Origin of the sequence: Glutamicibacter sp. NPDC087831, assembly GCF_044742845.1 — a bacterium.
Classification (GTDB): domain Bacteria; phylum Actinomycetota; class Actinomycetes; order Actinomycetales; family Micrococcaceae; genus Glutamicibacter.
Map to the genome: position 1 here is coordinate 289,583 of NZ_JBIUVH010000002.1, position 20,015 is coordinate 309,597.

Consider the following 20,015-nt stretch of genomic DNA (forward strand, 5'->3'; position numbering starts at 1 on the left):
AGAGGACGTGGGCTACTTGGCGTCTGCCGAAGCCCGGGTAGGGGCTTCGTCCCAGAGCACATCTTCGACGATGACCTTGTTCTCGACCAGGCCGAAGTGGACCATGGCATCGATGCCGGATTGGGCTTCAGCCACGTTGAAGGTGACGTCCGCCGGGACGAAGGTCTTGGGCGCATCGGCTACATCGATCTGGTTGGCTTCGGCGTGGACCTTGCGGACTTCCTCCAGATTGGCCGGGTCCGAGTAGAACTTCACGGCATCCTGCATAGCTGCGTCGAACTTCTTGGCGGTCTCGCCATTCTGCTCCAGCCACTGCTTCTGCACGGTCCAAACGGTTACCGGCATGCTGGACTGGAATTCCTGTACCGGGTTGGAGATGGTCTGGTAGCCCTTCTCCAGCATCTGGTGGTAGAAGGAGTCGGCAGGCACTACTGCATCCACGGTGCCTTGTTCCAAGGCCGCTTCCATGCCCGCGTAGGGAACAGCAACTTCAGTGACTTCCTTTTCCTTCACGCCGGCCGCTTCCAATGCCTGGAGCACGGGGATGTCGCCACCGGACTTCACGCCAACTACGCCAATGGTCTTGCCCTTCAGGTCTGCCAGTTCCTTGACCCCGGAATCCTTGGCCACCATGACACCGGAGTTGTCGGCTTCCGGGTCGACCATGCCGTTGCCGCCAATGACCTGGATCGGAACACCTTGGGAGAAAGAGGTGGCGACGTTGATCCACGAGCCGATGGCAACGTTCACGTCACCGGAGACCACCTGGGCCAGCAGCGCGGCGGGGTCGGCGCCATTGACCAATTCAACGTCCAGGCCCTGGTCCTCGAAGTAGCCCTTCTCTTCAGCGATGCGTGCGGTTTCGAACTGGATCGGAGCAATGGCGACGCGCAGCTTCACCGGGCCGTCGGCGCTGGCCTCCTCACTGGATCCGCACGCGGCCAGGGTGCCGATTGCGAGGGCAGAGACTGCGAGGCCGGAGAAGGCCTTCCGTGCAAAACGTCGTTTCGTGACCATGGGGATCTCCTTGAAAGCTTGGTGCCTAGGCGAAGGCTGCGAGTTGTCGACCGGGGTCGGCTCCCGGAAGAAGAAGTACATTGAGCATCAAAATGTATTCCTTGAATCACAATATATCTTTAGTATGATTGTGTGGCAAGACTCACATTCAAAATGATGCCAACGACGAAGCGCGCCGGGCAGACCAGGAGATACATTCCATGACAGCAACAGATCTTTCCGCCGTTCCGCTGGCTCAGCAGCTTCGCGCCGCTTTGGCGGCCACGCCCCTTCCGCTGGTGATCAATGGCCAGGAGGTCGCTGGCTCGGGGGAAAAGCTGCCGGTAACCGATCCCTCCACTGGCCAGCTGCTGACCGAGACGACGGCTGCCACCGCAGCGGACATCGACCGCGCAGTAGCTGCCGCCCGTGCAGCGTTCGAGTCCGGGCCCTGGGCAGAAATGACCCCGGCAGCACGCCAGCGGGCGCTGCACCGCTTCGCTGACGCATTGGAAGCGAACCTCGATGAATTGGCTACCCTGGAGTCCCTGAACTGCGGGAAGCCCTTCAACGTCGCCCGCTTTGGCGAGCTGCCCGCGGGCATCGAAACCTTGCGCTACTTCGCCGGCTGGGCCACCAAGCTCAACGGCGAAACCCGCGAGATTTCCCTGCCAGGAACCTGGCACGCCTATACCCAGCGCCAAGCCTTGGGCGTGGCCGCACTGATCGTGCCATGGAATGTCCCCTTCACCATTGCGCTGTCCAAGGTGGCTCCGGCGCTGGCGTCCGGTTGCACCGTCGTGCTCAAGCCCGCGGAGCTGACCCCGCTGACCGCCGTGCGCATGGCGCAGATTGCGCTTGAAGCAGGCATCCCGGCCGGTGTGCTGAACGTTGTCCAGGGTTTGGGGCCGGTGGCCGGCCAAGCGCTCGCCGACCATCCGGATGTCGACAAGCTCTCCTTCACCGGATCCACCGCGGTAGGCAAGAAGCTGCTGGCGTCGGCAGCGGGCAATCTCAAGCGGCTGAGCCTTGAGCTGGGCGGCAAATCCCCGGTGGTGATCTATCCCGACGCGGATCTGGACAAGGCCATTCCGGCCGCGGCCATGAGCATCTTCGGCAACTCCGGCCAGGTCTGCGCGGCAGGGTCGCGACTGTATGTCCACGAAGACATCGCAGACCAGGTCATCGAAGGCATCGCCGGATTCGCGAAGAGCCTCAAGCTGGGCGCTGGCCTGGCAGACGGAACCCAGCTGGGCCCGCTGATCTCCCAGGTGCAGCGCGAGCGCGTGCTGGGGTACATCGAGGCGGGCATCGCTGATGGCGCGGAACTCGTTGCCGGTGGCTTGGCCGAAGGCGGAGAAGGATTCTTCGTGCAGCCGACCGTGCTGAAAAATGTCAGTCCGGACATGTCCATCGCCAAGGATGAGATCTTCGGGCCGGTGCTCTCGGTCAGCACCTTCGGCGACGAGGATTCGCTGGCTGAGGTGCTGCGCCGGGCCAACGACACCGACTACGGCCTCAATTCGGTGATCTTCACCCAGGACATTTCCCGCGCGTTGACCTTCGCCAAGAAAATCCAGGCCGGCAACGTCAGGGTGAATACCGGTGCCGGCATGGATGCGAACATGCCGTTCGGCGGATTCAAGCAGTCGGGGTGGGGCGCCGAAAATGGCCGTGAAGGCATCGAGGCCTACACCTCGCTGAAGTCGGTCACCGTCAAGCTCGACTAGCGGCAATGTTCTATTCCGGGACTGCTTTGCGCAGTCCCGGGCCGTTAGGATGAGCTCATGAGCGAAAAGGAGCAACCCCGGCTGGCTAGCGCGTTGGCGCAGAAAGTCGTCGACACGATTGCGCCGACCATCAACCGCAATGTGAACATCATGAATGCTCACGGAGTCATCATTGCTTCTACGGATGCTGCGCGTATCGGTACCCACCACGACGGCAGCGCAGAGGCGATCCGACGCAACGGCATCATCCGTGTCAGCCAGGCCGACGGCTCGGCCGGAACCCAGCCAGGGGTCAATGTGCCGCTGGTGCTGAACGACCAGCTCTGCGGCGTTGTGGGCGTGACCGGAGCTCCCCACGAGGTGGAACCGCTGGCCGGCCTGATTGCATTGACCGTTCAATTGCTCTTTGCCCAAGAACGCGAGCACTCTCGCAGCGCGCGGCGCGAGACCGAAGCCCGCGACATTATTTCTGCGTTGATCGCCGGTCGCGTTGCACCTGAAGTGATCGACCGCTCGCTCGCAGCGCATGGTTTGCGCGGGCCGAAATGCATTGAAGCTTGGCTGCCCCGAAGCGTGGGGGATCCGTCGCTCGAAGAGCCGGCGAAGGATCATCACCGCACGTCATGGATTAGCCTTTCCGGCGCGTACTGGAGGCTTTGCGCTGCCAGTGAGACAGCTTTCGCTCCCGAGCGCATGGACCAGGAACGTTTCCTGGTCTCCGCGCCTGTCGAAAAGGCCGAGGATCTCATGGCCGAAACCGAAGTGCTGCGCGTATTGGTGGGCTATCCGGCACTCGTGCCATCCCACGCGCGGCGCCGCATGTGGAGCCGGGAAATTGCTGTGGCTATCGCCCGCACCCCAGCCCGCAGCCTGGACCATGCAGCTGCTCCAGCGATGCAGCTCAATGAGGAACAAGCCAGAACCCTGCTGGTCGTTGCGACAGCTGCTTCGATGAGCCAAGCAGCCACGGATCTGCATATTCACCGCAATACCTTGGTTCAAAGACTTGAGCGGATAAGCCAGGTCAGCGGCATCGATATTCGGCGGTCCAGCGAGTCCCTGAAACTCCAGCATGCCATCTACGCGAGAGTGGCCTTGGGCCAGCTGCATGTTTTCTAGGCCCTGGAAACTAGGGGAGCTGGCGCCGGGGCTGGGAAGGGTGGGATGTTTGCACACATTGGCTCTTTCGAACCCAGGCAAATGTGGTCGTGTGCCCATAGGTATTCGGGGTCACTTTTCCTAGTATTGGCAGGATGATCGATCTTTGCGCCCGAAACCCGGGGTGGCACGGTGGCATCTAGCCCAACGGGCAAAGCCTTGAGCGGCTTTGCCGATAGGGCTGGTCCACCCGTTGAGCCATTGCGGGCTGGGCGCATTGAACTACCGATATTGGCAAAGGAGCCAACCCGCCGTGTACGAACTGCTAGTTCTGCTGATCCTTGTTGTGGCCATCGTGATGGTCACAGCACGCTTGAAGATCAGCCCATTTCTCGCCCTCGTTGGCGCCGCTATCCTGGCGGCCTTCGCCTACCGGATTCCGCTGGCCGACGTGGCTTCGACGGTCACCACGGCTTTCGGCAGCACCATGGGAAATATCGGACTGGTGATCCTGTTCGGAACAATGATCGGTGTCATCCTGGAGAAATCCGGCGCCGCGATCTCCATGGCAGATGCGCTGATCAAGGTCCTGGGTACCCGGTTCCCCAACCTGACGCTATCGATTATCGGCTACATCGTTTCCATTCCGGTCTTCTGCGACTCGGGATACGTGGTGCTCAACTCGCTGCGCAAAGCGATCACCCTGCGTACCGGGATCTCTGGGCTGGCAACTTCCATCGCCCTGATGACCGGCCTGTACGCGACCCACACCATGGTGCCTCCAACTCCGGGCCCGCTGGCCGCAGCCGAAAGCATCGGCATTGCCGATAACTTGGGCTTGATCATCGCTGTCGGATTGCCCGTTGCGGCCATCTCGGCCCTTGCCGGCTTGGCCTACGCCAGCCGCTTCAACAAGTCCAAATGGACCCCGTTGCCAAGCGACGACCACAATGACATCTCCGAACTCGACTATGAGCAGCTGCGTGCAAGCTTCGGAAAATTGCCCAGCCCGGCGCTGGCCTTCATGCCGATCCTGGTTCCGCTGGTGCTGATCTGTGCCGCATCCATTGCGAAGCTGCCCTCGCACCCGATGGGCGAAGGCGCTGCCCTGGAAATCCTTTCCTTCCTGGGGACGCCAGTTATTGCGCTGATCTTCGGCTTGATCTCATCGACTTTTCTTTTGAGCGGTGGCAGCAAGCTGGCGGTCTTCAATGAGCAGATGAACGAAGCTGTACGCACCGCTGCTCCGATCTTGCTGATCACCGGTGCCGGCGCCGGCTTCGGGGCGGTCCTGGCCGCGTCGGATCTGACCACGATTCTTTCGGATTCACTCAGCGGACTGGGCTTGGGCCTGGCTGTGCCATTCCTGATCGCCGCTGCACTGAAGTCCGCCCAGGGCTCGTCCACCGTCTCAATGGTGACCACTTCCGCGCTGGTCGCTCCGATGCTCGGCTCCCTGGGCTTGGGTTCGGAGCTGGGCATGGTGCTATCCGTATTGGCAGTAGGCGCCGGTGCGATGGTTGTCTCGCACGCCAACGACTCCTACTTCTGGGTCGTCTCGCAGCTCAGCCGCATTCCGGTGATCACCGCCTACAAGACCCTGAGCGTGGCTACCGCCATCCAGGGCACCGCGGGGTTCCTGACTGTACTGGTCCTGGGAGCCGTACTGCTTTAGCAGCACGCCTTCCAAGAAAGCAGCGGATCGCGCCATCGGCAGATGGCGCGATCCGTTGCTTTAAGCAGTGCTGGATTAGCCCAGGCCTGCCGCCGGGAAGCTCCGCGCGGCCTTATTCGCTGTGGCAGTCGAGATCACCAGCAACGCGATGGCGGCCAGGTAGCCGGTTCCGGTCGCGGCGAAGGCGAAACCGAATTGGCCCAGCAGGCAGAGAACTGCTGCGCTGGCCAATGCCGCCCAACCGGCCCAGGAAGCCGCGGCAAGCAGGGGCGCAGCCTGCTGATGCCCGGCGAACCAGGCGTCATCGCTGGCCAAGGTGTGGCGCGTCTTGATGCCGATCGCCGCATTGCGAGCGAGCTTCCGGTCCCGTGCCATCGGGGCGAGGAACGCTGCGACCAGCGTTATGCTCAGCAACCCGAACATGAAGGCAATCACGCCTGCTGGATCCACTTGCCGCCTCTTCTGCCGATTGATCTTGAATGGCCATTCTATGCGGTCGCATGGAAGTGCCCTGATCCACGCTGTGTTCCCAATCGATGCCTGCGGGAACGTTCTTGAGATCCAGTTCCGGCATGCCAATTGCGTCATGCGAAGGTCATATGACGTCTTATCTGCCCGTTTTCCGGCAGGGCGAAGGCGCGAAGATGACGTATTTTGTCCTGCTGTTCCTCCGCATGACAGCGCCCTTCCCGAGGACCTGCCAGTAATGCTTGACTCGGAGCACAACCCATCCAGAGCGGCTGAGAGACCTGGCTCCGAGACGCCGCAGCAAGCCTGCACCAGCAGGTAGTGCTAACGCCAGGTTCGATGGAACTCCCGGGTCTAGAAGCATGAACTTCTGTTCGGGATCCCTCGTTCAATTTGTCTAAGAGAGGGACGACATGACTCGTACTCGTCCGAACGCCTTGAAAGTTCTGGCTTCAGCGATGGCGGCAGCAACACTGCTGACTGGCTGCTCGCTGAAAGAACCACGGCCGGAAATAGCGCCGGTTGTGGCGCAAAGCAGTAATCCGCAAGCCGAGCATAAGCTCGACAACGTTCCTTCACTCAAAGGCAAAAAGGTCGGCATCGCGGCCAAGGATATCCTGCACGACTACTCGCGCGTGGTCTACCAGCAGATCCAAGAGCGCATCAAAGAGCTCGGCGGCGAGGTCATCGCTACCCAAGCCGAAGCCAAAGACGAGAAGCACGTCTCTGACGTAGAAAACCTGATCACCCAGTCGCCCGATGCCATCGTGGTGATCCTGGGCGATGCCCAAACGCTCACTCCTGCCTTGGCCAAGGTGGACGCCGCCGGGATCCCGCTGTTCACCATCGATTTCCAAAGCGAATACTCGAAGAACAACGTCACCAGCGACAACTGGAACGTCGGCACCACGCTGGCTCGCACCATGGCTGAAGACCTCCACGGCAAGGGGAAGATTCTGGTCTTCAACGGCTTCCCCGGTGTGACTCCCTGCCGGATCCGCTACAACAGCCTGAACCTGGTGCTGGAAGACTACCCAAATATCGAGAAGATCACCCCGGAACTCCAGGACAAATACGAAGGCACCATCGAGGATGCCAAAAACCAGATCCAGGACCAACTGCGCAGGCTGCCCGAGGGCGAAGTTGACGCGATTTGGTCCTGCTGGGACATGCCGCTGATCGGTGCCGCGCAGGCCATCGATCCCACTGGTGGCGACATCAAGCTGTATGGAGTGGACGCAGAGCCCGGGGCCCTGGATTTGATAGCGAACCCGGACAGTTCATACCAGTTCACCGTCGCTCAGCCCACCAAGCAGATTGCCGCTGCCTCGGCCACTAATATCGCCCTGTTCCTCGATGGGCAAACCGATCTGGTTCCGAGCACCAGCTATGCCGAGCCGATTTTTGTCGACAAGGACAACGTGAATCAGGTGCGCCATGACAACGGAATCTAAGGAACTGCTGAGCATGGCCGCCATCAACAAGTCCTTTGGCACGGTCGCCGTGCTCGACCATGTGCACCTGCAGCTTCGGGCCGGAGAGGTTCTGGGCCTAGTGGGCGAAAACGGAGCTGGAAAATCCACCCTGATCAAGATACTCACCGGGCTGTACACCCTGGACTCGGGGCAGATCGAACTTGCCGGCCAGCCGGTGCAAATTCGCCGGCCTGCCGATGCCGAAGCGCTAGGCATTGAAGTGATTCACCAGGACCGCCATCTGGCCGGCCGCTTGACCGTCGCCGAACAGCTGTACCTGGGCACCGCGAAGAGTCGTGGGCTCTGGCGCCACGAGCGCACCGCGCAGGCAGCAGCCCGGGCGGATATTTTGCGAACCACCGGCCAGGAGCTGGACACCGGTGCCTTCGTTGATGAGCTCAGCGTTGCCCAGCAGCAGCTGATCCAGATTGCCCGTGCCGTACTGGCCGAACCCAAGGTGCTGATTCTCGATGAGCCGACGGCACCGTTGGCCAATGATGAAGTTGAACAGCTCTTCGGCACGATCCGGCATCTGCGGGACCGCGGGGTAGGGATCATTTTCATCTCGCATTATCTCCAGGAACTGCGGCAGATCACCGACCGGATTACGGTGCTGCGCAACGGCAGAAATGCCGGTGACGCCAGTTTCGCGGACGGTGACAGTATCGAAGATGTCATCGGCTTGATGCTGGGCAACCAGGTTAACGAGTTCTCGCACCAGAGGCGCGAGCCGCCCGCCGTTCAGGGCGAGCCTGCCCTTGAACTGGTGGACCTCTCGGTGGCCGGAACATTGAGCGGCATCAATATCTCGGTGGCGCCCGGAGAAATCGTGGCCGTCACCGGATTGGTGGGATCGGGGATTGAGGTGCTCGCCGACGCGGCCACCGGCAATCGTGCGCATACCGGCTCGGCGCTGCTGCACGGCCGGCCGGTGGCATCTGCGGCGGACTTTGCCGCCCGGGCAGGCGCCTACGTCCCGTCGAACCGGCATTCAGATGGCATCTTCCTGCGCAACACCGTGCGCGAAAATATTGCAGCGGCCAGCCTGCGAAAGCTTGGCCGCCGCCTGGGCTTGTTGAATGCGCGCAAAGAGCGGGACACAGCCAGCGAACTGGTGCAGCGCCTGGATATCCGTCCGGCGAATCCAGAAGCCGTGGCTTCGGGTTTGTCCGGCGGCAACCAGCAGAAAGCGGTATTGGCCCGCTGGTTGGCCAAGGGATCGGACGCGCTCGTCTTTGACCAACCCACCTCGGGCGTCGACGTGGGAAGCCGTGCGCATATCTACGCGCAGATTTCCCAGTTGGTCCAGCAGGGAGCCGCCGCGCTGTTGGTCAGCGTTGACCTGGAAGAAGTAGTGGGACTGGCCGATCGAGTGCTGGTGCTCTATCGCGGTCGGATCATCGCCGAACTGCCGTCGAGCGAGGCGAGTACGGAAAGAATTCTTCACTTGGCATCCAGCGGCCAAACCGCCGGAACATCACGCGAAGAGGTCAAAGCATGAGCGCCACCCTTGTTCCGGTCGACGAAGCACCTGCGCCTGGCGCGTCCCGCACGAAGCCGAGATTGGCGGCCTGGATCGGCTACGCCGGCATCACCGCGGTGCTGCTGCTCTTTGCCTTCGGTTCCCCATTTTTCTTGACGGCTTCGAATATCGCCACCATCCTGACCCAAGCGTCGGTCTTCGGCATTGCCGGGGTGGGGCTGGCCATTGTGATCATCGCTGGCGGCGACGACGTGCTCAACGGAGGCATCGACCTGTCCACCGGCGCGGTGGCAGGACTAGCCGGAACGGTGACCGCGCTGGCCGCGGCTGCCGGAACCCCGGGCATGGTCGCGGTGCTCTACGGGGTCCTCGTTGCCACCGCGATCGGCGTCGTCAATGGCCTCTCGGTCACCTTTGGCCTGCGTCCGCTGCTGGCCACCTTGGCCACCATGGGGGTGGCCGCTTCGCTGGAACTGGTCTTCAGCCAGAACTTGAAGATCGCCGTTACCGGTGGCTTCTTCGAAGCGGCGCGGGGCAGCGTGCTCTTCGGCATCCCATTGGTGGCCTGGCTTATGGCGCTCATCGGGGCAGCGGTGTGGTGGGTATATGGCAAAACCAGCTGGGGAGTGAATTCCTATGCGGTTGGCCAGAATCCGACCGCCGCGCAGGTGGCGGGACTTGACCCGCGCCGATACCGGCTAGCTAGCTATGTGCTCAGCTCGGCGTTGGCTGGCCTGGCCGGAACGCTGCTGGTGGCAAGGCTTTCGGCCGCCGTTCCAGGCATCGGAACCCAAATTCTCCTGGACATCATCCTGGTGGCCTACATGTCCATGATCTTTTCGCGCAGGCGGCTGGTCAGTGTGGTCGGCACCGTTCTGGCCGCGGTATTTGTGGCCGCCCTGGATAACGGATTGACGCTGCTGGGCGTGGCCAGCCAGTGGGTGGGTGCTGCCAAGGGCCTGCTGATCCTGCTGGTCTTGGCCAGCGTGACCCTGCGCGGAAGGAAGAACCGATGAGCACCATTGAAACCCTGGCCGCACCCGTGGAGCCGAGCCCCGGACCGGTCGCAGCCTACAGCGGAAAGAAACGCGGCACGCTTCAAGCATCGAGGCTGGTGGCTCCGGGTACGTTGGCCCTGATCCTCATCGTGTTCTCGGTGCTCAGCCCGGTGTTTTTCACCGTGGGAAACCTCTTCGGAATCCTGGGGCAGGTGGCTTTGCTCGCCTTGGCCGCCATCGGGTTGACCCTGGTGGTGCGCGCCGGAGGCATCGACCTGTCGATTGGCGTGGCCCTGGATCTGGGAGCCTTGGCCAGCGCTTGGCTGATCCATGACGGCTACCGTGCGTGGGTGGCCGTGGTCGGCGGGCTGCTTTGCGCCTTGGCGGTGGGAGCGGTGAATGCGCTGCTGATCGTGATCCTGCGAATCCCGGCTTTCCTGGCTACGCTGAGCGTGTGGTTTGCCGGCACCAGCGTGCAGCAGCTGCTCACCGGCGGCGGCGCACCGATCTACCTGTCGGCGCCCCTGGTGCCGGACGGTTTTGCCGTGATCGGGCGCGGATACTTCCTGGGCATTGACGCCGCCATCGTCAACGCGGTCTCCATCTCCCTGGTGGTGGCCCTGCTGCTTGGCATCACCCGCTACGGGCGGAAGCTGACCATGGCCGGCGAACAGCCGAGCGCCGCAAGAATATCTGGCCTGCGGACCAATGCGCTGATCGCCAGCGCCTACCTGTTGTGCGCGGTGATCGCCGGATTCGCCGGAGTGGTGCTGGCAGCACGCTCCAACGGATATGTCCCGGGCAGCGGACAGGCCTATCTGATGGATGCCATTGGCGCGGTCTTCATCGGGGCAACCATCAGCCGCTACGGGCGAGTGTCCGTGGGCGGAACGCTGATCGGCGTGGTGATTTTTGGCCTGCTGGATAACGGGCTGAACCTGATTGGCCTGTCCTTCTTCTGGCAAGACCTGGCCCGAGGGCTGGTTCTCCTGTCCATCCTGCTCGCCGCCGTGGTGCTCGGGAGGGCCAAGAGTCGGCCGGCCACCGGCATCTTCGCGCTATTGCGCACGACCAAGCATCAGGCACTGACGAACACCGCGAAGGGAAACAGAAAATAATGGGCAAGCGCATCCACCTTAACGCCTTTGACATGACCTGCGTCAGCCACCAGAGCCCTGGGCTGTGGCGGCACCCGCAGAATCGAGCCGACGAATACAACACCCTTGAATACTGGGTGGATCTGGCCAAGACCCTGGAGCGCGGTGGCTTTGATGCCCTGTTCCTCGCCGATGTACTTGGCATCTATGACGTGTACCAGAATTCCAGCGGTCCAGCCTTGCTCGATGCCGACCAGGTGCCACTGAACGATCCCTTCATGCAGGTTTCCGCCATGGCCGCGGCCACGAAGAATCTCGGTTTCGCGGTGACCAGCGCGCTGACCTATGAGCGACCCTACGCGCTGGCCCGGAAGTTCTCCTCGCTGGACCACCTCACCCGCGGGCGCATCGGTTGGAACGTGGTGACTAGCTACTTGGAGTCGGCGGCCCGCAATCTGGGCATGGCCAGGCAGCTGGATCACGACGCCCGCTACGACATTGCCGATGAATTCATGGACGTGGTCTACAAGCTCTGGGAGGGATCATGGGAGGAAGACGCGGTTCTCAAGGACCGCGAACGTGGCGTCTACACCGACCCTTCCAAGGTGCATCCGATTAACCATCACGGCCAGTACTTCAACGTGCCGGGCATCCATCTTTCCGAGCCTTCCATCCAGCGCACCCCGGCGATCTTCCAAGCGGGCGCTTCTTCGCGCGGCCGGCGCTTTGGCGCGCAGCATGCCGAGGGCATCTTCCTGAATTCGATCAATACCGCGGTCACCCGCCGCCAGACCGATGCGATCCGCGATGAGTTCGAACTGGTGGGTCGGCCCCGGGACGCCGCCAAAATCTATGCGCTGATGACCACTGTGGTGGCTGATTCAGACGCGCAGGCGCAGAAGCTCTACCGCGAATACCAGTCCTATGCCTCGCGCGAAGGTGCCATGGCATTCTATGGCGGGTGGTCGGGCTTGGACCTGAGCCAGTACGCGCCGGATGAGGAGCTGCAATATCTGGAAACCAACGCGGCGCGATCGGCGGTATCGATTTTCACTACAGCGAATCCGCAGCAGAAGTGGACCCCGAATGCCATCGCCGACTACCTCGGAGTTGGCGGCATCGGACCGGTGCTCGTCGGTTCGCCGGAAACCGTGGCGGACGAAATCGAGCGTTGGGTGGATGAATCAGGATTGGACGGGATCAACTTGGCCTATGCCATCACCCCAGGTTCCTTCGAGCAGTTCACCGATCTGGTGGTTCCCGAGTTGCGGAAGCGCGGAAGAACTTGGGCAGGATACGAAGGCAACACCCTGCGCGAATATCTGGCGGGTCCCGGCACGACGCGAGTGGCTGACGATCACCCGGCAGCCGCCTATCGCGGGGCTTATGCGGGAAAGGCCTCGGCAGCGGAATCCCAAGCGAGCCAAACACCTGAAGCTGTACTAGGCGCCCGGTGACACATGAGGAAATATGACGGCCACTGAGGCCCCTGTGAAGGCCTCGAAAATGTCGATTCATGACGATGTTCCGTCCTATGACATCTTCCCTGCCAAGCGGAGGCCGTCGGTGCTTCACTGATGGAGAACAACCCATCCAGAGCGGCTGAGAGACCTGGCTCCGAGACGCCGCAGCAAGCCTGCACTCCGCAGGTAGTGCTAACGCCAGGTTCGATGGATCCGCAGATTTTCTGCATCCTTCGGAATCCATAGCCCAAGAGGAGAACGAAGATGACTGTACTGGATACCCAATTGCCGCGCGTGCCCTACACCGGCACTGCTGATGAAGCTGAACTGGCTCATTGGCGCGACGTCGCCCAGCAAGTAGCTGACAAGCTGGCGGCTGACGCGCTCGAACGCGACCGAAAGAACGCCCAGCCTTTCGCCGAAGTGCAGCTGCTGCGCGAAGCCGGGTTGCTCAATCTCTTGGTGCCTGCAGAATTCGGCGGAGCCGGAGCCCATTGGGAAACGGCTTTCGAAGCGGTCCGCATACTGGCCGCAGCCGATGGCTCCATCTCGCAGTTGCTGGCTTACCACTACATCAACCAGTCCGGCATTGCGTTCTACGCCCCAGCAGAAGCGCAAGGGGCATGGTGGCAGCGCACCGTGGAAGGTGGCTGGCTCTGGGGCGATTCGGTGAATCCAGTTGATCCGGATTTGACGCTGAGCGCCGAAGGGGACGGCTACCGACTGAATGGAGCCAAGCGATTCTCCACGGGTTCCGGTGTTGGCGAGGTCATCGTCATCAACGCGCTGGTCCAGGGCGGAGAATACGACGGGCAGATTCTCGCGTTGGTTCTGTCACGCGATATCGATGGCTTGGAAATCGTTGACGACTGGGACTACCTGGGACAGCGGCTGAGCGCGTCGAATTCCTTGAAGTTCCACAACGTGCGGCTCGAAGCAGGGGACTTGCTGGGATTCGTCACCGATGAACCGGTCTCCACCCTGCTTACCCCCGGTATCCAGCTGGCCTTCGCCAACTTCTACCTGGGCATCGCCCAGGGAGCACTGGAGCGCGGCAAGCAGATCTTGCTGGGCCGCAAGAACGCCTGGCTGTTCTCGCAGGCAGAGACCTACTCGCAGGACCCGATCTTCCAGCGCACCGTCGGAGAGCTCAAAGCCCGCACTGCAGCAGTGGCGGCGCTGACCGAGAAGCTGGGCCGGAAATTCGATGCCCTGCTCTCGAAGGCCGGGGAAGTCACCCAGCCCGAACGAGCGGCGTTGGCCGTGGAAATTGCTGAAGCCAAGGTGGTCTCCACTGAGGTGGGAGTGGATGTGGCGAACCGGATCTTCGAGGTGACCGGTTCATCTTCGACTGCGAACTCGGTGGGCCTGGACCTGTACTGGCGCAATGTGCGCACCCATTCGCTGCACGACCCAGTGGACTACAAGAAGATCGAGGTCGGCGCCTACTTCCTGCGCGGAGAGTCCCAGCCGCTCTCGCTGTACACCTAAGAAAACTTCTCCCGGATTGGACTGAACGATGACTGTACTTGCAACTGGCAATCGACTCGCAGGCCTCAAAAACCGCTTCGCACCGCTCTTCGCGCGCATTGCGCAGGGTGCAGCTGAACGCGACCGCACCGGCGAATTGCCCTACCAGCAGGTCGCGGACCTGGCCGCTGCCGGCTTTGGCGCGGTTCGGGTCCCGGAATCGCACGGGGGTGCCGGTGCTACGCTGCCCGAACTCTTCGAGCTCTTCGTGGATCTCGCGGCGGCGGATTCCAATATTGCCCAAGCGCTGCGCGCTCACTTCGCCTTCGTCGAGGACCGTCTGGTTGCGGCCCCCGGTCAGGGGCGCGACAAGTGGCTGGCCCGCTTCGTGGCGGGAGAACTGGTGGGCAACTCCTGGACCGAGGTCGGCACCGTCAAGGTCGGGGACGTGATCACCAAGGTCACCCCGGACGGCGAGGGAAGATTCAAGCTCAACGGCACCAAGTACTACTCCACCGGCTCGATCTTCGCCGACTGGCTCGATACCTACGCAGAGCGCACCGACACCGGAAAGCGCGTGATCGCCGCAGTCAACCGCCACCAGCCCGGCGTCGAGCTGGCCGATGACTGGGATGGCTTCGGCCAGCGCACCACGGGTACCGGCACCTCCACCTTCACCGATGCGATTGTCGCCGAAGAAGACCTCATCGACTTCGATACGCGTTTCAAGTACCAGACAGCTTTCTACCAGCAGGTGCTGCTCGCTGTTCTGGCCGGCTCCGCCAAAGCAGCCGAGCGCGACTTCGCCGCCGAGCTGAAGGCGCGCAAGCGGACCTTCAGCCATGCCGCGGCCAATCTGGCGGCCGAAGACCCGCAGCTGCTGCAGGTGATCGGCGAGGTCTCCGCGGCGGCCTTCGCTGCCGCGGCAACGGTGGAACGAGTGTCGACGGCATTGCAGGGAGCCTATGAAACTGCGCAGGCGCTGCACACCGGCGAGGTGACCGGGGAAGAGGACGAAGCAGCCAACGATGCGGCAGAGCTGGCCAGCGCCCAGGCGCAGGTGGTGCTCACGCCATTGGTCCTCAACGCAATCACCCACGCTTTCGATGCGCTGGCCGCCAGCGCCACGAGCGTTACCAAGAACCTGGACCGGCACTGGCGCAATGCCCGTACCGCCGGCAACCACAACCCCTGGGTGTTCAAGGCGCGGTTGATTGGCGACCTGGCGGTCAATGGCACCGAGCTTCCGCGCGTGTGGGCGATTGGTGCATCAAAGTAGATTCCATGGTCTTGCGGGTCCAGCATTCTTTGCCGATGCTGGGCCCGTGGTCGTCGGCCCGGGGCAATTGATCGACCATCGTTCCAGTCGCCTGACGGATAGCTGCCGGCCTTGGCCCTAGCGCACCTGGGTAACCGTGCCACTTGCGATATGGAAGATATCCAAGTCGCGGGGCACGAAGAGGCCGCCAGAAAACTGTTTCGAAGCCCGCTGCCAAACTTCCATTCCAGATCCAGCGGGAACCAAATGATGCAGCGCCAAGTTCCGTGCTCCAGCCCGCTGGGCGATTCGACCTGCGTCTTCTGCGGTGGTGTGCGCGCGCTGATGATGTCCCATGCTCGCTTCCAGTTCGGAGGATGAAGCATGCGGGTAGCTACGAGCCATGGCCTCCAGATCAATAGCTTCATGGAACAGCAAGTCGCAGCCTTTGGACAGGCGCGCAAGATTTGCGCTTGGCGCTGTATCGCCGGAAACCACGACCGATCCATATCTCGAATCAAAGCGGAATGCGAATGCCGGAGCGATAGGTTGGTGCTGGACCAGGATAGCGCTAATTTTTACATGCCGATCAGCGTATATTTCAAAAGGCGCCATGTCCGGATGGTTGCTGTGGTTGGGGTGGAAGCCTGTGCCGGCGGGAATCTCGATATCTACGCCATGGAAAATATCCGAAATATCAGGTGCCGCCGAATCCCGTCGGCGATCGTTGAGATCTGTCGCATGGGCGCGCAGCAGCAAGTTGACCATGGCGTTGGTCCCGGGTGTGGGCGACTGCGGAAATATGGCTTCCGGCTCTTCGGCCGCTGTCTGCATCGAGGGCAGCACTCCTCGATCACCCGGTCCGAAAACAGGAACCTGCCGACCCTCGGTGCCGCGGAACCCAAGGCCGCCCAGGACCATGACGGAATTCAGGTCAATGACGTGGTCTGAATGCTGATGGGTAATGAAAATTCCGCGCAGGGCAGTGGGGTGAATCCCGATCTCAGCCAGGCCCAAACCGACGCCATGGCCGCAATCCACCAAGTAAGCGTGGCCGTCCACAACGATCGCGGTAGAAATTCCGCGACGGTGACCGGTTCCTGGATCCGGCCTCAATAGCGGGCCGCCAGCAGTTCCAAGCGCCACTGCATGCATTCCGGTCTTCATCACTGGCTTCATCTGTCTCCTGTAGACGGGTTATTTCATCGGCAAGCTGATGCCATCATCCGCGGAGGCAATGAAGTAGTCAAGGAATAATAGATTATTCGCCTCATAACATTTTCTAGTTGGCAGCGGTCCGCTGCCCGCTGGCTAGACTGGGCGGGTGATCAACTACACCCTGCGCCAGCTGCAGTACTTCGTCGCCGTCGCTGAACTCGGCTCCATCTCCGCCGCAGCGAAGCAGTGCCATATTTCCCAGGCAGCCATGTCCCAGTCCATGGACGAGCTGGAACGCGCCGTCGGCTCGCAGCTGCTGGTGCGCAGACGTGCCCGCGGCGTGGTGCTCACGGCTGTCGGCACCGACTTCCTGCTGGACTCGCGGGCCCTGGTGCGCCATGCCGAAGAAGTGCAGGACCAGATTGTCGAACGCCAGACCAAGCTCTCCGGCCCTTTGGTGATCGGCTGCTATTCCTCGCTGGCCGCTTTCTGGATCCCGGTGATCTGCGAACGCTTCACCAATGTGCACCCGGACTTGCAGGTCACCCTCGTGGAGGGGGACGGGGCCGACCTGCAGGAGCGTATGCTCAAGGGCCACCTGGATGCGGTGCTCACCCATACCCGCCACCTGCTGCCGCAGGTCTCTTCGCGTACGGTGATGTCGGGCCGGCCCTATGTGCTGGTGGGAGGCAATCACCGGCTGGCCGATCGCACCTCCGTCGCCTTGAGCGAACTGGCCGACGACGACTTCGTCTCCCTGGACATCCCCACGGTGCGCGATAACCAGCTGGTGAATCTTCGCATGTCGGGCTTGGACCCCAAGGTGCGGTGGAGTTCGCAGAGCTTCGAGGCGGTGCGCGGGATGGTGGCTCGGGGTTTGGGCTATACCGTTCTGGTGCAGCGCCCGCCGGTCAACCTGAGCTACGACGGCTTGCCGCTGTCGGTATTGGAGATCGAGGGCGAGGTTGGCGTGAGCGATATCTGCGTGGCCTACACCGCTTCGGACCGCCCTAGCTTGCGGCTGCGCGCGTTCTTGGATTTCTGCGAGGAAGCCGGAGCCGAGAAAGAGCGCAAGGCCGGTTAGAACCCGTAGGTTCCAACCGGCCTGCGCTCCAGCCAGTCGGGAGGCTAGTGGCTCATTTCCTCGGCCTCGAGGTCGGCGTCGCGGCCTTCCTTGATGCCGCGCATGGCCAGGGCGGCGACGATGAATGCGGCGGCCCAAACGGCTCCGGCGATCCACAGCGATCCGCCGCCCAGCAGCACCAGGCCTGCAATGATCATCGGGGTGAAACCCGCGCCCACGGTGGAGGAGAGCTGGTAGACCAGCGAAGCGCCGGTGTAGCGGATGCGGGTTGGGAACAGCTCCGCGGTGAACGCGCCGAACGGCCCGAAGATGAAGGCCTGGATGATGCCGTTGGCCACGAACAGCGCGATGGCGAACAGCCACAGCTGGCCCAGTTCCAGCATCCACATGATCGGCAGGGCGGCCACGGCGCCGGCGAGGATGCCGACCATCATGACCGGGCGGCGGCCCAGCTTGTCTGAATAGCGCGATGAAACCCAGATGCCCACCACGGTCAACGCGGCGCCAATGGCCTTGATGTTCAGCACCGCAGTGCGGTCCATGCCGACTTCCTCGACCACGTAGGAGATGGCCCAGACGGTCATCAGGCCCTGCACCGTGTAGGAGCTCATGCCCACCAGGGTTCCGCGGATGACGGACTTCGGGTACTTGGTGATGACCTCCATGAAGGGGGTCTTGCGCTCTTCTGCCTTGTTTTCCAACGCGAGGAACAGCGGGGACTCGGTGACCTTCAGCCGGATGACCAGCCCGATGCCCACCAGCGCGATGCTGATCAGGAACGGAATGCGCCAGCCCCAGGCCAGGAACTGCTCATTGGGCATGAGCGAGACGGCCGAGACTGCCAACGTGGCCATCACGGCGCCGGCCGGGCCGCCCATGTTCGCGAAGCTCGCCGCGAAGCCGCGGCGCTCCTTCGGCGCGTGCTCCAGTGCCATCAGCATGGCCCCGCCCCATTCGCCGCCCACGGCCAGGCCCTGGACGATGCGCAAGATGATCAGCGCGATCGGGGCCAGCATGCCGATCTGCGCGGTGGGAGGAAGCAGGCCGATCAGTGTCGAGGCACCGCCCATCATCGCCATCGAGGTGATCAGCACGCCCTTGCGGCCGATCTTGTCGCCGAAGTGGCCGAACACGATGCCGCCCAGCGGTCGGGCCAGATATCCCACGGCCAAGGTGGCAAAGGAAGCGAAGATGGCTACGCCCGGGGTCAGGCCAACGAAGAAGACCTTGTTGAAGACCAGCGAGGCCGCGGTGGCGTAGAGGATGAAATCGTAGAATTCGATTGCGCTGCCGATGAAGCTGGAAGCCAGGATCCGGCGCATCTGCGGGGATTTCAGCGAGGGAACCAACGCTTGTGCCTCCACGCCGTTGCCATTATTCAGGGTGCTGCTCATCGTACTGCCGCCATTTCACTGTTGACGCGGGAAAAGGATATCGTGTCCAGATCGTTGGGCACTAGGTAGTTGCCGGAGAATTTCGCGGCGTGGGCTTCCCAGACCTGCAAAGGCGTAGTTCCGGGGACCAGATGGTGCAGGGCCAGAGTGCGCGCCCCGGCCTCGTGCGCGATCTCGATCGCCTGCTCCGGCGAGGTGTGCGAGGCGCGGTGGTGGTCCATCGAAGCCTGGGCTTCCAAGGTGCCAACCGAACCGTAGGCGCGTTGCACCCAGTCGAAGTCGATGGCCTCATGAAGCAGCAGGTCGGTATCCTTCGCCAGGGCCACCAGGTTCTGGCAGGGCGCGGTGTCTCCGGAAATGGCCACCGAGCCTTCTGCGGTATCGAAGCGGAAGGCGAAGGCCGGAGCGATCGGCGGGTGCTTGACCAGTGTTGCAGTCACCGTGACCAGCTCGTCGCGGTAGATCTCGAACGGCGTGAACCCCTTCGGCGTCGGGTTCTCGTTGGGGTGGTACCCGGTGCCGGCCGGAATCTCGATGTCCGAGGCGATGAAGTGGTCCAGCGGGGAGGGACGCAGGGCGTCGATCACGCGGTCGTTCAAGTCCGTGGCGTAGGCCTGCATCAGGTGGTCGAACATCGAGGCGGTTCCCGGAGTCGCGTTCTGCGGGTAGAGCGGCTGCGGGGCGGTCACTGCGCGCGGGGAGGCAGGTGGCAGGGCGCCGCGGTCGCCGGGGCCGATGATGGAAATCGGAGCCTTGCCCGCTGGCAGGGTGAACATTCCGAAGATGGCCAGCGAAGCCAGGTCGATGGTGTGATCGGAGTGCAAGTGCGTGAGGAAGATGCCGCGAAGGTTCGCAGGGGTGAAGCCGGCTTTAATCAGCTGGTTGCCCACGCCGGTTCCGGCATCCACCAGGTAGACGCTTTCGCCCACGACTACGGCGGTGGAAATTCCCGCCCGCTTGCCGGCGTTCTCGCCAGTCCACCAGCGGGGTCCGCCGGCGGTGCCCAGCGTAACGACGTGGGGATTGAGATTGGTGGAGGCCATGGAATGCGCCCTTTCTTTGGTTCAAGTGCTGCATTCAATTCTTATGCGCTGGATCACATTCGTAAAACTGTTTTTATCAACCAACTAAATAGGTTTAGCCGATAATAGGTTGGGTATGCTCATAG

16 protein-coding genes, 1 pseudogene and 2 riboswitches are annotated in these 20,015 nt (G+C 62.3%); of the genes and pseudogenes, 11 read left to right on the top strand and 6 right to left on the bottom strand.

The annotated features are described in order from the left end of the window. Positions 1–12: 12 nt before the first annotated feature. Positions 13–1,017 (bottom strand): ABC transporter substrate-binding protein, encoded by a 1,005-nt coding sequence (locus ACIOJF_RS07800; protein WP_181148780.1) that lies wholly within the window; start codon positions 1,015–1,017, stop codon positions 13–15. A 200-nt stretch (positions 1,018–1,217) separates the two neighbouring features. Between ACIOJF_RS07800 and ACIOJF_RS07805 the strand changes: the two genes are divergently transcribed. The 3 genes from ACIOJF_RS07805 (at position 1,218) to ACIOJF_RS07815 (ending at position 5,499) form a co-directional block, all read left to right on the top strand. Next, complete coding sequence (locus ACIOJF_RS07805; RefSeq protein WP_105656447.1) at positions 1,218–2,726, top strand: aldehyde dehydrogenase; 1,509 nt, start codon at positions 1,218–1,220, stop codon at positions 2,724–2,726. Positions 2,727–2,783: 57 nt separating this feature from the next. Continuing rightward, positions 2,784–3,845: a sugar diacid recognition domain-containing protein gene (locus tag ACIOJF_RS07810; RefSeq protein WP_105656446.1), complete on the top strand. Its 1,062-nt coding sequence runs from the start codon at positions 2,784–2,786 to the stop codon at positions 3,843–3,845. Positions 3,846–4,137: 292 nt separating this feature from the next. Beyond that, positions 4,138–5,499 carry a GntP family permease gene (locus ACIOJF_RS07815; RefSeq protein WP_105656445.1) on the top strand — a complete coding sequence of 454 codons (1,362 nt, stop codon included), beginning with the start codon at positions 4,138–4,140 and terminating at the stop codon, positions 5,497–5,499. Positions 5,500–5,574: 75 nt separating this feature from the next. On the opposite strand, the gene ACIOJF_RS07820 is transcribed toward ACIOJF_RS07815, so the two are convergent. Beyond that, positions 5,575–5,949: an SdpI family protein gene (locus ACIOJF_RS07820; RefSeq protein WP_181148779.1), complete on the bottom strand. Its 375-nt coding sequence runs from the start codon at positions 5,947–5,949 to the stop codon at positions 5,575–5,577. 274 nt (positions 5,950–6,223) lie between these two features. Next, positions 6,224–6,313, top strand: a riboswitch (SAM riboswitch). Between the two features lie 67 nt (positions 6,314–6,380). On the opposite strand from ACIOJF_RS07820, the gene ACIOJF_RS07825 reads away from it, so the two are divergent. The 7 genes from ACIOJF_RS07825 (at position 6,381) to ACIOJF_RS07855 (ending at position 15,232) form a co-directional block, all read left to right on the top strand. Then, a complete protein-coding gene (locus tag ACIOJF_RS07825; RefSeq protein ID WP_105656443.1) occupies positions 6,381–7,421 on the top strand; it encodes a substrate-binding domain-containing protein in 1,041 nt (346 codons plus the stop codon). Further along, positions 7,405–8,943, top strand: a complete 1,539-nt coding sequence (locus ACIOJF_RS07830; protein ID WP_105656442.1) for a sugar ABC transporter ATP-binding protein — start codon at positions 7,405–7,407, stop codon at positions 8,941–8,943. The genes ACIOJF_RS07825 and ACIOJF_RS07830 overlap by 17 nt, the downstream gene beginning before the upstream one ends. Continuing rightward, a complete protein-coding gene (locus tag ACIOJF_RS07835; RefSeq protein ID WP_402741431.1) occupies positions 8,940–9,941 on the top strand; it encodes an ABC transporter permease in 1,002 nt (333 codons plus the stop codon). Before ACIOJF_RS07830 ends, ACIOJF_RS07835 begins: the two co-directional genes overlap by 4 nt. Then, positions 9,938–11,041 carry an ABC transporter permease gene (locus tag ACIOJF_RS07840; protein ID WP_105656440.1) on the top strand — a complete coding sequence of 368 codons (1,104 nt, stop codon included), beginning with the start codon at positions 9,938–9,940 and terminating at the stop codon, positions 11,039–11,041. The genes ACIOJF_RS07835 and ACIOJF_RS07840 overlap by 4 nt, the downstream gene beginning before the upstream one ends. Continuing rightward, positions 11,041–12,477 carry an LLM class flavin-dependent oxidoreductase gene (locus ACIOJF_RS07845; protein ID WP_105656439.1) on the top strand — a complete coding sequence of 479 codons (1,437 nt, stop codon included), beginning with the start codon at positions 11,041–11,043 and terminating at the stop codon, positions 12,475–12,477. Before ACIOJF_RS07840 ends, ACIOJF_RS07845 begins: the two co-directional genes overlap by 1 nt. Positions 12,478–12,606: 129 nt before the next feature. Continuing rightward, positions 12,607–12,697: riboswitch (SAM riboswitch) on the top strand. A gap of 50 nt (positions 12,698–12,747) precedes the next feature. Next, positions 12,748–13,974, top strand: a complete 1,227-nt coding sequence (locus tag ACIOJF_RS07850; RefSeq protein ID WP_181148778.1) for an acyl-CoA dehydrogenase family protein — start codon at positions 12,748–12,750, stop codon at positions 13,972–13,974. A gap of 28 nt (positions 13,975–14,002) precedes the next feature. Next, positions 14,003–15,232, top strand: a complete 1,230-nt coding sequence (locus ACIOJF_RS07855; protein WP_105656438.1) for an acyl-CoA dehydrogenase family protein — start codon at positions 14,003–14,005, stop codon at positions 15,230–15,232. Positions 15,233–15,349: 117 nt separating this feature from the next. On the opposite strand, the gene ACIOJF_RS07860 is transcribed toward ACIOJF_RS07855, so the two are convergent. Continuing rightward, positions 15,350–16,045, bottom strand: coding sequence for a hypothetical protein (locus ACIOJF_RS07860; protein ID WP_286134074.1), 696 nt, complete (start codon positions 16,043–16,045; stop codon positions 15,350–15,352). Between the two features lie 99 nt (positions 16,046–16,144). Then, positions 16,145–16,390: pseudogene (locus ACIOJF_RS07865) on the bottom strand (MBL fold metallo-hydrolase); the annotation flags it as partial. A 145-nt stretch (positions 16,391–16,535) separates the two neighbouring features. On the opposite strand from ACIOJF_RS07865, the gene ACIOJF_RS07870 reads away from it, so the two are divergent. Next, the gene (locus ACIOJF_RS07870) at positions 16,536–17,453 is read left to right on the top strand and encodes a LysR substrate-binding domain-containing protein (RefSeq protein WP_105656436.1); all 918 of its coding nucleotides are present in this window, start codon (positions 16,536–16,538) and stop codon (positions 17,451–17,453) included. A gap of 44 nt (positions 17,454–17,497) precedes the next feature. Here ACIOJF_RS07870 and ACIOJF_RS07875 read toward each other — a convergent pair whose 3' ends face one another. Further along, complete coding sequence (locus tag ACIOJF_RS07875; protein ID WP_402741432.1) at positions 17,498–18,847, bottom strand: MFS transporter; 1,350 nt, start codon at positions 18,845–18,847, stop codon at positions 17,498–17,500. Continuing rightward, on the bottom strand, positions 18,844–19,890 hold the full coding sequence (locus ACIOJF_RS07880) for an MBL fold metallo-hydrolase (protein WP_105656434.1): 1,047 nt from the start codon (positions 19,888–19,890) through the stop codon (positions 18,844–18,846). The genes ACIOJF_RS07875 and ACIOJF_RS07880 overlap by 4 nt, the downstream gene beginning before the upstream one ends. Positions 19,891–20,015: the final 125 nt, after the last annotated feature.

What these genes read in the sequence shown, in the direction of transcription:
- ACIOJF_RS07800 (WP_181148780.1), bottom strand. Translation starts at nt 1,017, where the DNA reads ATGGTCACGAAACGACGTTTTGCACGGAAGGCCTTCTCCGGCCTCGCA.
- ACIOJF_RS07805 (WP_105656447.1), top strand. Translation starts at nt 1,218, where the DNA reads ATGACAGCAACAGATCTTTCCGCCGTTCCGCTGGCTCAGCAGCTTCGC.
- ACIOJF_RS07810 (WP_105656446.1), top strand. Translation starts at nt 2,784, where the DNA reads ATGAGCGAAAAGGAGCAACCCCGGCTGGCTAGCGCGTTGGCGCAGAAA.
- ACIOJF_RS07825 (WP_105656443.1), top strand. Translation starts at nt 6,381, where the DNA reads ATGACTCGTACTCGTCCGAACGCCTTGAAAGTTCTGGCTTCAGCGATG.
- ACIOJF_RS07830 (WP_105656442.1), top strand. Translation starts at nt 7,405, where the DNA reads ATGACAACGGAATCTAAGGAACTGCTGAGCATGGCCGCCATCAACAAG.
- ACIOJF_RS07835 (WP_402741431.1), top strand. Translation starts at nt 8,940, where the DNA reads ATGAGCGCCACCCTTGTTCCGGTCGACGAAGCACCTGCGCCTGGCGCG.
- ACIOJF_RS07840 (WP_105656440.1), top strand. Translation starts at nt 9,938, where the DNA reads ATGAGCACCATTGAAACCCTGGCCGCACCCGTGGAGCCGAGCCCCGGA.
- ACIOJF_RS07845 (WP_105656439.1), top strand. Translation starts at nt 11,041, where the DNA reads ATGGGCAAGCGCATCCACCTTAACGCCTTTGACATGACCTGCGTCAGC.
- ACIOJF_RS07850 (WP_181148778.1), top strand. Translation starts at nt 12,748, where the DNA reads ATGACTGTACTGGATACCCAATTGCCGCGCGTGCCCTACACCGGCACT.
- ACIOJF_RS07855 (WP_105656438.1), top strand. Translation starts at nt 14,003, where the DNA reads ATGACTGTACTTGCAACTGGCAATCGACTCGCAGGCCTCAAAAACCGC.
- ACIOJF_RS07860 (WP_286134074.1), bottom strand. Translation starts at nt 16,045, where the DNA reads ATGCAGACAGCGGCCGAAGAGCCGGAAGCCATATTTCCGCAGTCGCCC.
- ACIOJF_RS07875 (WP_402741432.1), bottom strand. Translation starts at nt 18,847, where the DNA reads ATGAGCAGCACCCTGAATAATGGCAACGGCGTGGAGGCACAAGCGTTG.
- ACIOJF_RS07880 (WP_105656434.1), bottom strand. Translation starts at nt 19,890, where the DNA reads ATGGCCTCCACCAATCTCAATCCCCACGTCGTTACGCTGGGCACCGCC.